We start from the raw sequence: 13153 nt of genomic DNA, 5'->3' as shown, positions 1-13153 counted from the left end.
ACGCGGGACATGGGGGCGCAGGCTCGCGCGGGGCCTTCTGTTCGTGACCAAAGCTATGGTTTCTCGGGTGAGTCGTCTGGCGTCCGGGGTGGTATATCTGACACCGTCACACGCGGCCATATCCGAGGGGACGGCGGGGATGGTGTTCCCTGCGATAGAGAAGGAGCGGGAGTTACAGCTCCCCGGCGTTCGGGCACATCAAGAGATTGCGAAGGCGGTCGCGCAGGCAATTGAACGTCTGAAATAGAAAAAGGCCCGCAGGTGATTGCGGGCCTTATCCATTTAAAGCCCTTACGGCTTACAGTTTTTCGATCAGCTCGGGAACGGCTTCGAACAGATCTGCCACCAGACCATAGTCCGCAACCTGGAAGATCGGCGCTTCTTCGTCTTTGTTGATGGCGACGATGATCTTGCTGTCTTTCATGCCGGCCAAGTGCTGGATCGCACCGGAGATACCAACCGCCACATAAAGCTCGGGCGCGACAACCTTACCGGTCTGACCAACTTGCCAGTCGTTCGGAGCATAGCCCGAATCAACGGCAGCGCGCGAAGCGCCAACAGCGGCACCCAGCTTGTCAGCCAGCTTTTCGATCAAGGCGAAGTCTTCTTCGGAGCCAACGCCACGGCCGCCGGAAACAACCACGCCAGCCGATGTCAGCTCGGGGCGATCGCTTTCTGCAACGTGGTCTTCTACCCAGGAAGACAGGCCGGGATCGGCCGCAGCGGATACCGTCTCTACAGAGGCGGAGCCACCGTCGCCCGCGGCGTCAAACGTCGTGGTGCGGAAGGTGATGACCTTTTTCGCATCCGAGGATTTGACCGTCTGGATCGCGTTGCCCGCATAGATGGGACGTTCGAACGTGTCGGCATCGACAACACCGGACACATCGGACAGCAACATGACGTCAAGCAACGCAGCAACACGTGGCATCACGTTTTTGGCGTCTGTGGTCGCTGGCGCGGTGATGTGGTCGTAATCACCGGCGAGCGATACGATCAACGCCGCCGTGGATTCCGCGAGGCGGTGGCCAAGGGTCTCATCCTCGGCGACCAGAACTTTGGAAACACCGTTGATTTTCGCAGCCGCTTCGCCCGCCGCAGCGGCGGAACCACCAGCGCAGAGAACAGTAACATCGCCGAGCATCTTGGCCGCAGCAACGGCTTTGGATGTCGCGTCAAGTGCCAGTTCGCCATCAGTTACTTCTGCAAGGAGTAGAACAGCCATTACACAGCCCCCGCTTCTTTAAGTTTCGCAACCAGTTCATCGACCAACTCGACCTTGATGCCCGCAGCACGTTCTGCTGGCTCAGCCGTCTTGATGATTTCCAAACGGTTGGAAACCTCGACGCCATAATCGGCAGGTGTCTTCTCATCCAAAGGCTTTTTCTTTGCCTTCATGATGTTGGGTAGCGACGCATAGCGTGGTTCGTTCAGGCGAAGATCCACAGTCACGACTGTAGGCATGGAAACCTTAATAGTCTGCAAACCACCGTCGACTTCACGTGTCACAACAGCGCTGTCGCCATCGATGTCGACTTTGGAGGCGAAGGTCGCTTGCGACCACCCCAGCAGAGCGGACAGCATCTGACCAGTGGCGTTCATGTCGTTGTCGATCGCTTGCTTACCGCAAAGAACAAGATCGGGCTTCTCTTGTTCGACGACGCCTTTCAGAATTTTGGCAACGGTCAAAGGCTCGATATCGTTGTGCACATCGTCGGCCGCCACGATCAGAATCGCGCGGTCGGCGCCCATTGCCAGCGCTGTGCGCAGTGTTTCCTGCGCCTGTTTTACGCCGATAGAGACGACCACAACTTCTTCGACCTGGCCGGCCTCTTTCATGCGGATCGCTTGTTCGACGGAAATCTCGTCAAACGGGTTCATCGACATCTTTACGTTGGCAAGATCAACACCCGTGCCGTCCGCTTTGACGCGTACTTTCACGTTGTAGTCGATCACGCGCTTTACAGGTACCAGTACCTTCATGAGCGTTCTCTCTCCTCAGTTGACGATCCGGGCCGGTTCGGCCCCGATCATGTGAACTCTTCGTCGGTGTAACGAAGCAATCGAATGCAAAACAGTCAAAAATAGTAATTTATTGTCTTTCGACGCGGCGTTTCTGACTGACGGCCTTAGCGATTTGCCCCGGGCACCCATAATACATCGTCCTTACCGCCGTTATTTGAAGCCCTCGCCGCGACGAAAAACCAATCGCTTAGCCGGTTCAGATATTTGACGGCGGCCGGATTAATAGAATCTCTGTCAGCCAAATGCACCGCAAGCCGTTCAGCGCGGCGGGCAACTGTCCGGCACACGTGCAAATGCGCGGCAAGTGCGGTGCCGCCGGGTAGAATAAAGCTTCTCAGCGGGGACAGATCAGCGTTCATCACGTCAATTTCACGTTCAAGCCTGTCGACCTGCTCCGCCGCGAGGCGCAGAGGCGGGTATTCGGCGTCTGCATCCGCTTCCATATCGGGGCGGCACAGGTCAGCGCCCAGGTCGAACAGGTCGTTCTGGATACGCGACAGCGCGGCGTCGGTTTCGCCTTTCGCTTCAAGCCGCGCGACACCAACAAAACAGTTCAATTCGTCGGATGTGCCATATGCCTCGACCCGGAGGTCGTGTTTGGCCACACGGTCCCCGTTTCCCAACGCGGTTTCGCCTTTGTCGCCGGTGCGGGTGTAGATTTTATTAAGAACAACCATCAGCCAGCGTCCTTTCGCAGGTACACATATATGACGATGAGAACGACAGCGATGAACTGTGCGATGATGCGCATGCGCATAAGTTTATTTGAATTGCGCTTATTGAATTCTCCGCCACCCGCGAAGCCCCCAAGCCCAAAAATCAATACGACAACCACCGCAATCACGGCAACGACGGTCAGGATATATAACGGATCAGCGAACATAAGCATCCTTTGTGTTGCTGAAAGATGTAGCGGGGTCATGCAGTAGCGCAACCCGAATTTATCGAGAGAGCACCCAGTCTAGGGCACGTGTTGGTAAAATACGCTTTAAAATGCCCGAGATGCGCGTCGGCGTCGTGACATAATACCGCGGCCGTGGGCGGTCGGCCTCCAGCGCATGGATAAGCCTGTCAACGACTGCTTGTGGCGGAAGCTCGAACCTGTCGGGCCCTCTCGCAGTGTATAGCCTGTCTAACAACGCGCTTTCGTATTGCGCCTTTCGGGCAGAGCTTTTCCAATCGATCCAACGCTCGAAGTGCGGGATAGAGTTCGCGCGGATGTTGGATGTAATGGGCCCGGGCTCGATCAGGGTCACGTGGATGGGGGTGTCGCGCAGCTCAATACGAAGCGTGTCCGTTAAGCCTTCCAGCGCGAATTTCGTAGAATTGTAAGCGCCACGCCACGGCATTGTGACAAGACCCAGGACGGACGAGCATTGGATAATGCGTCCGTGACCCTGTGCCCGCATCACAGGGATGATCTTGCGCGTAAGCTCGTGCCAGCCGAAGAAATTGCTTTCGAATATCTCGCGCAGCGCGTCTGTGGGAAGGTCTTCGACGGCACCGGGTGTCGCATGGGCACCGTTGTTATAAAGGGCATCGAGCGTGCCACCGGTTTGCTCAAGTACATGATCCAGCGCAGTGGCGATGCTACTGGCATCCGTATAGTCGAGCTGGGGCGCATCAAATCCTTCGGCGGCTAGCCTCTCGCAATCGCGCGTTTGGCGGCACGAAGCGAAAACCCTCCAGCCGCGTTCGCGCAATGCATGCGCAGCGGCGTAGCCGATCCCGGAGGAGCAGCCGGTAATTAAAATTGTACGTTGTTGCATTAACTGTTGTCTCGGGAGTTGTTGAGTAGTTTACCCGTTCGACAACAGGAAATCGGCCATCCAGCCCTCTGGCCCGCCGTCTACGGGACGCATCTTTACCCATCCATCGCCGTTATCCTGAATAATCTCGACCGAATCGCCGCGACCTAGCTTGCTCACGACCTGAAACTCGGTGCCCGGGCCACCACGGACATTCACACGGTTGCCGGATACAGAACGAATATCCGCTTCGCTGCTCAGGTTCGTTTCAGCACGTGCCTCTACGATCGCGGAACCGCTGTCGTTCGGAACGATCAGGCTGGGAATAATTGCTGGCGTGTCCGCCCCGTTCGCCGCGATATTCTGGGCGACAGGCACATACGATACGTCAGTCGCAGCACCGGTGTCCGCGGTATTCAATGCGGTGGTGAGGGTGACAGAAACGCGTTCGGCATCATCAGCTTGCGCGGTGCTTTCAAAACCCGGCGGGGTCGTATCAACCGGAGCCGTCGCGACCGCCGGGATGACCTTTGCCGTCTCGACTGGTTCGTTTGAGGTTTCAGCGGTGATTTCGTTCTCCTGTGCTGGCATTTGGTCTGCATTCGCAGCCATCCGAGCGCTCGCGGGTTGAAAATCGGCCCCGCCGCTCATCTCGTAGAATGCCCAACCAAGAAACCCGAAGGTCAACAAAATAAACCGCTTCATCACACATTCCTCGAAATAGCAGACAGCCTAGACCCGCAGCAGGTCTCCCCAAGGCTGTAATATCAAGTATAACATAAAATGCTGCCTAATCGTTCCAATATGTTTGCAAAGTTGCATGACAGAGACACCGCACGCCGTGCTGGGGCGCTGCGCCCCAAACAGTCGCTTGCCGCGTCTCGCGGCCTTGGCTAAACAATGAAGATGTCAGATGTAACCACCCCCGCCGATCCAGATTCTCGCAATTCGTCAGAGCCTTTGCGCCGTGCATTGGGCGACCGGTATCTGACCTATGCGCTGTCTACTATTATGCACCGCGCGCTGCCCGATGCGCGCGACGGGTTAAAGCCCGTTCACCGTCGGATTCTATTCGCGATGCGTGAACTGAGGCTTAACAGCACCGGGGGATTCCGGAAGTCTGCGAAAATTTCTGGCGACGTGATGGGGAACTATCACCCGCATGGCGACGCTGCGATTTACGATGCGATGGCGCGTCTCGCGCAAGATTTTAACGTGCGTTATCCGTTGGTTGACGGGCAGGGGAACTTTGGCAACATCGACGGGGATAACCCCGCTGCGAGCCGATATACCGAAGCGCGCATGACCGCCGTGGCCGAGGCCATGCTGGAAGGTCTGAATGAAAATGCTGTCGATTTTAGAGAGAATTACGACGGCACACTGACCGAGCCTGCCGTTCTGCCCGCGCAGTTCCCGAACCTCCTGGCAAACGGGTCGTCGGGTATTGCTGTCGGTATGGCCACCAACATCCCGCCGCATAATATCTCGGAACTGGTGGACGCCTGTATCCACCTGATCAAAACGCCCGATGCCCGCGACGATACCTTGCTCAAATACGTTCCCGGTCCCGATTTTCCGACCGGCGGTATTATCGTTGAACCCCCTGAAAACATTGCGAATGCCTATCGTACGGGTAAGGGCGGTTTCCGCCTTCGTTGTCGGTGGGAAACAGAGGATCTGGGGCGCGGTGCTTGGCAAATTGTCATCACTGAAATTCCCTATCAGGTACAGAAATCCAAGCTGATCGAAAAGATCGCAGAGCTTATTCAGACCAAGAAAATTCCGATTCTGGGCGATGTACGCGACGAATCGGCCGACGATATTCGCCTGATCATCGAGCCGCGTTCCAAGAACGTTGATCCCGAGGTCCTGATGGGGATGCTGTATCGCAGCTCTGATCTTGAGGTGCGATTCTCGTTGAACATGAACGTCTTGATTGACGGGGTGACACCTAAAGTATGTTCGATGAAGGAAGTGCTGCGCGCATTTCTTGATCATCGGCGCGAGGTGCTTCAGCGGCGCTCGACCCACCGGATGGAAAAGATCGACCACCGACTAGAGGTCTTGGAAGGTTTTATCGTCGCGTTTCTCAACCTCGATCGCGTGATTGATATCATTCGCTATGACGAGGATCCGAAATCGGCGTTGATGGCCGAGGATTGGAGTAAGGATCACGTGCGCGCGATGGACGAGGCGAGCTATGTACCGCCAGCGCCCTCCACAGAAAACGCGCTATCCGAAGTTCAAGCCGACGCGATTTTGAACATGCGCCTGCGGTCGTTGCGCCGGTTGGAAGAAATCGAGCTGCTGCGCGAGCAAGCCGCCTTGATGGAGGAGCGCTCGGGCCTCGAAGATCTGCTGGAAAATGAAGGTACCCAATGGGATACGATCATCGACCAGCTGCGCGAGACGAAAAAGCAGTTCGGCAAGGACTGGTCGCTGGACGGTAAGAACATCGGTCGTCGTAGAACGAGCTTCTCCGAAGCTGGCGTGATCGAGGAAGTCCCGCTGGAGGCGATGATCGACCGCGAACCGATTACAGTTGTCTGTTCGCAGATGGGCTGGATCCGTGCGATGACGGGACATATCGATCTGAATCGCGAGTTGAAGTTCAAGGATGGCGACGGCCCCCGCTTTATTTTCCATGCAGAAACAACAGACAGGCTGCTGGTCTTCGGGTCGAACGGGCGCTTTTACACGGTGTCTGCATCGACCTTGCCCGGCGGGCGCGGCATGGGGGAGCCATTGCGGTTGATGGTGGATCTGCCCAACGAAGTTCAAATTGTCGATATTTTGATCCACAAGGCGGGGCGCAAGCTATTGGTGGCTTCCTCGGCCGGGGATGGATTTATCGTGCCGGAGGATGATGTTCTGGCGCAGACACGCAGCGGTAAACAGGTGCTGAACGTGCGCGGCGACGCGAAAGCAATGATTTGCGCGCCGGTAACCGGCGATGCGGATGCCGTTGCCGTTGTGGGTGAGAATCGCAAAGTCTTGGTGTTCGGCTTGGACGAGCTTCCCGAAATGGGACGCGGCAAAGGTGTGCGGCTGCAAAAGTACAAAGACGGGGGCATGTCTGATGCGATCACGTTTAGCCGCGAGAACGGGCTAAGCTGGCAGGATCCCGCGGGACGGACACGTACCGAAGCTGACCTGACCGAATGGACTGGCAAGCGCGCGACAGCGGGGCGCATGGCACCGCGTGGGTTCCCGCGTGATAACCGCTTCGGTTGATCGCAAACGACGTGAGTGACGCCGAACTGTCATACCCCAGTGGTTCGGCACCCGCGATGTCGGTTCAATTCGTCGGGGGGCGCGGCGCGCTCTTTTGGTTGGCGTTCAAAGCCGGTTTTCTCACGATTATTACGCTGGGTTTTTACCGGTTCTGGATGAAGACCCGTTTGCGGCGATGGTATTGGTCCGCAATCCGGCCGGGCGGGCATCCGATGGAATACGTCGGCGATCCGATTGAGAAGCTATTGGGATTTTTTATCGCCGTTGTGATCCTCACCTTCTACATCGGAATCATTAATCTGATTCTGATGTTCGTCAGCTTCTCGGTGTTTTCGAGCGCGACCTTAGGGTACTTCGCAGCGGGATTCGGGGTTGTTCCATTGTGGTTCTATGCCCGATATCGTGCGCGACGGTACGTCTTGGGACGGACGCGATGGCGCGGGGTGCGGTTTGGCCTTGATAAAGGCGCATGGGGGTATGTCTGGCGCGCTATGCTGCATTGGTTGGTCACCATTTTCTCGCTAGGGCTGCTTTGGCCACGTATGACTTTCCACCTTGAGAAATACACGACGGACCGCACCTATTTCGGATCGGCACAGCTGCATCAAGGGGGGCGTTGGGGCATGCTCTATCGTGCCGCGATTCCGTTTGCTTTGTTCACCTTGCTGCTTCTTGGTAGCGTGGCCTACGCGTACATATCTGCCGCGTCCCAGACTTTCGACACGTCGGGCTTCGCCTCGCAGATGCTCGAAACGCTGGCTGACGGGCAGGGCGCAGCATTTCCTATGCAAGGCGCTTGGTGGTTGCTCCTTTTCCCCGTGAGCCTGCTAGGCATGGTCTACGGTGCAGTGCACTATCGCTTCGTTTCGAAAAGAATAATGGCAAACCACAAGACAGCGAATGGTATTGCCATAACGTCGAGGCTAAGCGCACCGCGTATCGCGTTCATCTACGTATTCGGCAGCTTTATCGCATATTCCGTCCTCGTTCTGGGGGTGTTTTTGCTAGTGTTAGGGGCATTTGTCGTCATTGGACCAAGCGCCTTTATGGGGTTTGATTTGGGGATCGACATTGAAACGCTTCCGATCTCGCGGGCTTTGGCGATCGTAGTGTTGGCGGGTTTTTACCTCTCGGTCTTTTTGATGTGGAACGTTTGCTACAACACATTTGTCACCTTTCCGTTAATGCGTCACATGGCCAAAACCAGTGCGCTTCCGCGGTATGACGGTTTGCAAAGCATCAGCCAGTCAGGGCGGGATGACTTCGCCGAAGCCGAAGGGTTTGCAGAGGCGTTGGACCTGGGAGCCGCGATATGAGCGTCGGGTTTAACGGCATGGGGGCGGCCTATTTTGATGGTGATCGTCCGGTTGCCGAAGATGTCAGCCTGCATATTGCGAACGATAATCTGCAGATTGGACTGGATAGCGAAGATATTATCTTCTGGCGGCTTGGCGATATTAGGTTGGTGCCCGATCAGGCGCGCGGGAAAGACTATACCCTGCGCTCGGTTACCGATCCGCTGGCGCGGCTTATCGTTGCGGATAAGACGCTGCTACGACATCTTCCTGCCGCTCGCCGCCCTGCGCCGGCCCGAGGGCGACGCAGGTTGTTCGCTTGGGCGATGACAGCTGTCGCGGCTGTTGCGCTTCAGATTACAGTGCTGGTGCCATTTTTGGCGGACCGCTTGGCGAATTTCATCCCGCCAGCAGGAGAGGCCGCCTTGGGTGAGGCGACATTGGGCCAGATTCGCAGGGCCTTGGACGAAACCGGCATGCAGCCCCTCGCCATTTGCGACGCCTCGGCGGGCGAAGCGGCGCTCACCAGCATGATCACCGCGCTTAACGCGGGCGAGGGGGCAGTGCAGGATTTGAATGTCCTGGTGCTGGACCACCCAATGGTTAACGCTTTTGCGCTGCCCGGCGGGATTGTCGTGCTGTTCGACGGGCTGATCCAGCAAGCCCAGTCCCCGGATGAGGTCGCCGCTGTGTTGGCGCATGAAATTGGTCACGTTGTCAGTCGTGACCCGACACGCCATGCGTTGCGGTCCGCCGGATCGATTGGCGTATTGGGGCTTTTGTTCGGTGACTTCGCAGGCGGAGCCGTGGTGTTGTTTCTGGCAGAGCGTTTGATCAGCGCGACCTATACCCAGCAGGCCGAAACAGAGGCAGACGCGTTCGGGCATAAACTTCTGGCGACTGCGGGCGTGTCTCCGAAAGCGATGGGGGCCATGTTCGAGCGCCTGCGCCGGACCCAAGGCGAAGCGAACCCACTGATGGCCCATTTCCTGAGCCATCCATCATTCGATGACCGCATCACTGCCGCGCAAAATGCGGCGCGCGCGCAGTCTGAATACTCTGCTATTGTCGACGCGAACGCCTGGGGCGACCTGCGGCGGATTTGCGACTAGGCAGGTGTTGCGGTTAACCATACTCCGCCTTCGGGGCGTAGGGTCAGGATCATAACCGGTTCAGGGCTTTTCCCGGCGACCGGTGTGAAACGAAACCGCGAAAGCAAGGTCGCGAGGATGATCACCGCCTCTTGCTGCGCAAAGGACGCGCCGATGCAGATACGCGGGCCATCGCCAAAGGGCAGGTAGGCGTATCGGTCGATCGCTTTGCGATCTTTGAAACGGTCGGGGTCGAAAACATCGGGCTGGTCCCAAAGCTGCTGATGGCGGCCAAGCGCGTAAATCGGCACCATGACAGTATCGCCGGGCCGAACTTCCCTGCCGCACAAGGTGTCGTTTCTCTGCGCGGTGCGTGAAATCACCCCCGCCGGCGGGTAAAGGCGCAGGGTTTCGTCGATAATTTGGCGGATGTATGGTAGGTTTTCGACGTCTGCACCCGTCGCCGCGCGCCCCTGCAACACGGTTTGCGCCTCGGCGCGGGCGTTTTGCTGCACGGCCTGATCAAAGCCCATCAGATAGAGCGCCCAAGACAGGGTAAGGGCCGTCGTCTCATGCCCTGCGACGATGAAGGTTAACAGATTGTCCCGTAGCTCGGCCGTATTCATCTGACGTTTGGTCTTGGGGTCGGTGCCATCAAGGAGAAGATCCAGCAGGTCCGGCGTATCGCTGGGCCCCCGTTCGGCCCGCGCATCTATCGCGCCGTCGGCAATGCGTTTCATGTCTTTCAGGGCACGGCCCGACATCGCCCGTCCTGGGCGCGGAAGCCAGTCTGGCAGGCCAAGAATATCGAAAAGGCTCAGTTTCCCGGCCTCTGCAATATAGTCGTCAATGGCGCGGAGCACGGCGTCGCGGTCAAACCCGTCGCCGCCCGAGAATGTTACATCCGAGATGACGTCGAATGTCGACGTGACCATCTCGTCCAGCATATTGATGGCCCGCGGGCCAGCGGTGGCGATCCGGTCGGCCGACCTTTGCGCTGCTGCGGTCATGATGGGCGACAGGTTCAGCATATTGCGGTGTGAAAAGGCCGGTGCCACCGCGCGGCGTTGCCAGCGCCAATGCGCACCCTCTGCAATGAAAAGGGATTCTCCGATCGCGGGGCGCAAAAGGTTTTTTGTCATCAAGGATTTAGGGTAGTCGTCAACCCGATCCAACAGCATCTCGCGGATGGCAGTCGGGTCCATAACCATGTGCCAACGCTTGCCCATTTTGCCAGAGACCATCGGCTGTTTGACAGCTATTTCAGGAATAATGCTAAGCACATTTCGTCGCGCCATAGCGAGGCTGCGAAACAGGCCTAGGGGCTGGTTAACCAAGGCCACGCGGGCGGGCAGGGGGCGATCCATGGCAATTATCCTTCATCAGACGGATATAGGGTAGCACGCCACCCCGTGCGTGCCACTTTAGCAAACGTTGCACCCTATTCAGCCTTAGGGTATCGCAAAGGGCATAAATGCGCCGAGGAGGCATGAAATGGTTCGAATTTTATCAGCTTTGATCAGTATCGTGGTCCTTTCTGCGTGTAACGGGGCATCCGACCTCGACAAGCCGGCGGTGCCTTTGGGTGACTTTAATCTCTACCACAACATCGTTGTCGCGCCGAAGGTACAGAAACTGCCGATCAGTCGCGAAGTCAGTGAAGAGGTGCTGACCACGGCCGTCAAAGACGCCATTGCCGAACGTTTTGACCGATATGAAGGCGCGCGCAATTACCATTTTGGCGTCAGTGTCGAAGGCTATGTTCTTGCCCCTCCGGGTATTCCGCTTGTGCTTGCGCCCAAGTCGATCATGATCCTGAACCTTACCGTTTGGGACGACGCCGCGGGTAAGAAGCTTACGGACGAACCGCACCAGATCACCGTTTTCGAATCCCTTGATCAGGGGCCTATCGTGGGGTCTGGCTACACCAAGACTGCTGAAGAACAGCTTAAGAACCTCAGCCAGAATGCGGCAAAGTCGATCGAGACCTATTTGGTTAAGCAAAATAAGGCCGAAGGCTGGTTCGAACGCCCGGCGGACGCGGTCATCGAGCGCGCTGAAATCCCCTCTGCGCCGGCGGTAACAGCGAACTAGTGCGCATTTACATGAATTCTGCGGCGGTGTGAGGCGAACAGGTGCTTGATTTTATGCGCCAGACCCAATACATCGCCCGCCAGATAGGTTTGGGTCTGGGTTCAGGCCCTCATTAATATAAAGGGCTGCTCCATGGCTAAGGCAAAGTTTGAACGTAATAAACCACACGTTAACATCGGTACCATTGGTCACGTTGACCACGGCAAAACCACGTTGACCGCGGCGATCACCAAGTACTTCGGCGACTTCCGCGCCTATGACCAAATCGACGGCGCGCCCGAAGAAAAAGCACGCGGCATCACCATCTCGACCGCACACGTTGAGTATGAGACCGAAGGCCGTCACTACGCCCACGTCGACTGCCCAGGCCACGCTGACTATGTGAAAAACATGATCACCGGTGCGGCGCAGATGGACGGCGCGATCCTGGTTGTGAACGCTGCTGATGGCCCCATGCCACAGACCCGCGAGCACATCCTGCTGGGCCGTCAGGTCGGCATCCCCGCCATGGTTGTCTACATGAACAAAGTAGACCAGGTGGACGATGAAGAGCTGCTGGAACTGGTTGAAATGGAAATCCGCGAACTGCTGTCTTCCTACGACTACCCAGGCGACGACATCCCTGTGATCCCCGGTTCCGCTCTGGCGGCGATGGAAGGCCGTGACGAGAACATCGGCGAGAACTCCATCCGCAAGCTGATGGAAGAAGTCGACAACTACATCCCAACACCAGAGCGCGCTGTTGACCAGCCGTTCCTGATGCCTGTGGAAGACGTCTTCTCGATCTCCGGTCGTGGTACAGTTGTGACCGGCCGTGTTGAGCGTGGCGTGATCAACGTTGGCGACGAAATCGAAATCGTTGGCATCCGCGACACCAAGAAAACCACATGTACCGGCGTTGAAATGTTCCGCAAACTGCTGGACCGTGGGGAAGCTGGCGACAACATCGGCGCCCTGCTGCGCGGTATCGACCGTGAAGGCGTTGAGCGTGGTCAGGTTCTGTGTAAGCCAGGTTCGGTTAAGCCGCACACCAAGTTCACAGCCGAAGCCTATATCCTCACCAAGGAAGAGGGTGGCCGTCACACGCCGTTCTTCGCGAACTACCGTCCACAGTTCTACTTCCGGACCACAGACGTCACCGGTACCGTTCAGCTGCCAGAAGGCACTGAAATGGTTATGCCTGGCGACAACCTGCAGTTCGACGTCGAGCTGATCGCCCCCATCGCGATGGAAGACGGTCTGCGCTTCGCGATCCGCGAAGGCGGTCGTACCGTTGGCGCGGGCGTGGTTTCCAAAATCACCGAGTAAGCCATCCCGCGGGTCACCCCGCGCACCGGCGACAAGACGAAGGCCGCTCCCAATCGGGGCGGCCTTTTTCGTGGCTTGAGGGCGGGCGACATTATTCCTGCGCAATGCGTCTATCTGCCCTTGATCCCCCAGCGAATATCGACTACCTCACCACTCGGCATAGGGGTTTAGCTCAGTTGGTAGAGCATCGGTCTCCAAAACCGAGGGTCGTGGGTTCGAGTCCCTCAGCCCCTGCCAATCTCAAAACATGTGAGAACGCGCACTTTGGTGTACCAGCTTCGCCAGTAGGCGAGCTTGATATGAAGCCTTGAATTCAGCGCTTTTGACAGATACATCCCCACAATCGTTCGTATACAGG

The 13153-nt window shown here is 57.2% G+C and carries 13 protein-coding genes and 1 tRNA gene; 7 read left to right on the top strand and 7 right to left on the bottom strand.

The window, feature by feature from the left end; genetic code table 11:
- The first annotated feature begins 55 nt into the window (after nt 1–55).
- Complete coding sequence (locus SJY36_RS13160; protein WP_386175693.1) at nt 56–247, top strand: DUF6473 family protein; 192 nt, start codon at nt 56–58, stop codon at nt 245–247.
- Between the two features lie 51 nt (nt 248–298).
- Here SJY36_RS13160 and SJY36_RS13155 read toward each other — a convergent pair whose 3' ends face one another.
- The 6 genes from SJY36_RS13155 to SJY36_RS13130 all read right to left on the bottom strand — a co-directional run bounded on the left by SJY36_RS13155 (nt 299) and on the right by SJY36_RS13130 (nt 4478).
- Nucleotides 299–1225: an electron transfer flavoprotein subunit alpha/FixB family protein gene (locus SJY36_RS13155; protein WP_005849902.1), complete on the bottom strand. Its 927-nt coding sequence runs from the start codon at nt 1223–1225 to the stop codon at nt 299–301.
- A complete protein-coding gene (locus SJY36_RS13150; protein ID WP_386175690.1) occupies nt 1225–1983 on the bottom strand; it encodes an electron transfer flavoprotein subunit beta/FixA family protein in 759 nt (252 codons plus the stop codon). Before SJY36_RS13150 ends, SJY36_RS13155 begins: the two co-directional genes overlap by 1 nt.
- 146 nt (nt 1984–2129) lie before the next feature.
- On the bottom strand, nt 2130–2702 hold the full coding sequence (locus SJY36_RS13145) for a cob(I)yrinic acid a,c-diamide adenosyltransferase (protein ID WP_289082769.1): 573 nt from the start codon (nt 2700–2702) through the stop codon (nt 2130–2132).
- A complete protein-coding gene (locus SJY36_RS13140) occupies nt 2702–2908 on the bottom strand; it encodes a twin transmembrane helix small protein (RefSeq protein WP_005849896.1) in 207 nt (68 codons plus the stop codon). Before SJY36_RS13140 ends, SJY36_RS13145 begins: the two co-directional genes overlap by 1 nt.
- 58 nt (nt 2909–2966) lie before the next feature.
- Nucleotides 2967–3794: an SDR family oxidoreductase gene (locus SJY36_RS13135; protein ID WP_306285147.1), complete on the bottom strand. Its 828-nt coding sequence runs from the start codon at nt 3792–3794 to the stop codon at nt 2967–2969.
- A 30-nt stretch (nt 3795–3824) separates the two neighbouring features.
- Nucleotides 3825–4478, bottom strand: coding sequence for an SH3 domain-containing protein (locus tag SJY36_RS13130; protein ID WP_386175685.1), 654 nt, complete (start codon nt 4476–4478; stop codon nt 3825–3827).
- A gap of 201 nt (nt 4479–4679) precedes the next feature.
- On the opposite strand from SJY36_RS13130, the gene SJY36_RS13125 reads away from it, so the two are divergent.
- From SJY36_RS13125 to SJY36_RS13115, 3 genes are read left to right on the top strand one after another with little or no spacing between them, the layout of a single operon-like run.
- On the top strand, nt 4680–7007 hold the full coding sequence (locus SJY36_RS13125; RefSeq protein WP_386175682.1) for a DNA topoisomerase IV subunit A: 2328 nt from the start codon (nt 4680–4682) through the stop codon (nt 7005–7007).
- 11 nt (nt 7008–7018) lie between these two features.
- Nucleotides 7019–8323, top strand: a complete 1305-nt coding sequence (locus SJY36_RS13120) for a DUF898 family protein (RefSeq protein WP_386175679.1) — start codon at nt 7019–7021, stop codon at nt 8321–8323.
- Complete coding sequence (locus SJY36_RS13115; protein ID WP_386175676.1) at nt 8320–9414, top strand: M48 family metallopeptidase; 1095 nt, start codon at nt 8320–8322, stop codon at nt 9412–9414. The genes SJY36_RS13120 and SJY36_RS13115 overlap by 4 nt, the downstream gene beginning before the upstream one ends.
- Here the strand turns inward: SJY36_RS13115 and SJY36_RS13110 are convergent.
- Nucleotides 9411–10760: a cytochrome P450 gene (locus SJY36_RS13110; protein WP_386175674.1), complete on the bottom strand. Its 1350-nt coding sequence runs from the start codon at nt 10758–10760 to the stop codon at nt 9411–9413. The genes SJY36_RS13115 and SJY36_RS13110 overlap by 4 nt on opposite strands.
- Before the next feature lie 127 nt (nt 10761–10887).
- On the opposite strand from SJY36_RS13110, the gene SJY36_RS13105 reads away from it, so the two are divergent.
- The 3 genes from SJY36_RS13105 (at nt 10888) to SJY36_RS13095 (ending at nt 13032) form a co-directional block, all read left to right on the top strand.
- A complete protein-coding gene (locus SJY36_RS13105) occupies nt 10888–11487 on the top strand; it encodes a hypothetical protein (protein WP_235208576.1) in 600 nt (199 codons plus the stop codon).
- Nucleotides 11488–11619: 132 nt separating this feature from the next.
- Nucleotides 11620–12795 carry an elongation factor Tu gene (gene tuf, locus SJY36_RS13100; protein WP_005849852.1) on the top strand — a complete coding sequence of 392 codons (1176 nt, stop codon included), beginning with the start codon at nt 11620–11622 and terminating at the stop codon, nt 12793–12795.
- Nucleotides 12796–12956: 161 nt separating this feature from the next.
- Nucleotides 12957–13032: transfer RNA gene (locus SJY36_RS13095), tRNA-Trp, on the top strand.
- Nucleotides 13033–13153: the final 121 nt, after the last annotated feature.

It is taken from the genome of Sulfitobacter sp. R86518 (assembly GCF_042466275.1).
In the GTDB taxonomy this organism is placed as follows: domain Bacteria; phylum Pseudomonadota; class Alphaproteobacteria; order Rhodobacterales; family Rhodobacteraceae; genus Sulfitobacter; species Sulfitobacter pontiacus.
The sequence above is the reverse complement of the archived record's forward strand: the minus strand, read 5'-3'. Positions and strand labels throughout refer to the sequence as shown.

What these genes read in the sequence shown, in the direction of transcription:
- SJY36_RS13160 (WP_386175693.1), top strand. Translation starts at nt 56, where the DNA reads ATGGTTTCTCGGGTGAGTCGTCTGGCGTCCGGGGTGGTATATCTGACA.
- SJY36_RS13155 (WP_005849902.1), bottom strand. Translation starts at nt 1,225, where the DNA reads ATGGCTGTTCTACTCCTTGCAGAAGTAACTGATGGCGAACTGGCACTT.
- SJY36_RS13150 (WP_386175690.1), bottom strand. Translation starts at nt 1,983, where the DNA reads ATGAAGGTACTGGTACCTGTAAAGCGCGTGATCGACTACAACGTGAAA.
- SJY36_RS13145 (WP_289082769.1), bottom strand. Translation starts at nt 2,702, where the DNA reads ATGGTTGTTCTTAATAAAATCTACACCCGCACCGGCGACAAAGGCGAA.
- SJY36_RS13140 (WP_005849896.1), bottom strand. Translation starts at nt 2,908, where the DNA reads ATGTTCGCTGATCCGTTATATATCCTGACCGTCGTTGCCGTGATTGCG.
- SJY36_RS13135 (WP_306285147.1), bottom strand. Translation starts at nt 3,794, where the DNA reads ATGCAACAACGTACAATTTTAATTACCGGCTGCTCCTCCGGGATCGGC.
- SJY36_RS13130 (WP_386175685.1), bottom strand. Translation starts at nt 4,478, where the DNA reads ATGAAGCGGTTTATTTTGTTGACCTTCGGGTTTCTTGGTTGGGCATTC.
- SJY36_RS13125 (WP_386175682.1), top strand. Translation starts at nt 4,680, where the DNA reads ATGTCAGATGTAACCACCCCCGCCGATCCAGATTCTCGCAATTCGTCA.
- SJY36_RS13115 (WP_386175676.1), top strand. Translation starts at nt 8,320, where the DNA reads ATGAGCGTCGGGTTTAACGGCATGGGGGCGGCCTATTTTGATGGTGAT.
- SJY36_RS13110 (WP_386175674.1), bottom strand. Translation starts at nt 10,760, where the DNA reads ATGGATCGCCCCCTGCCCGCCCGCGTGGCCTTGGTTAACCAGCCCCTA.
- SJY36_RS13105 (WP_235208576.1), top strand. Translation starts at nt 10,888, where the DNA reads ATGGTTCGAATTTTATCAGCTTTGATCAGTATCGTGGTCCTTTCTGCG.
- tuf (WP_005849852.1), top strand. Translation starts at nt 11,620, where the DNA reads ATGGCTAAGGCAAAGTTTGAACGTAATAAACCACACGTTAACATCGGT.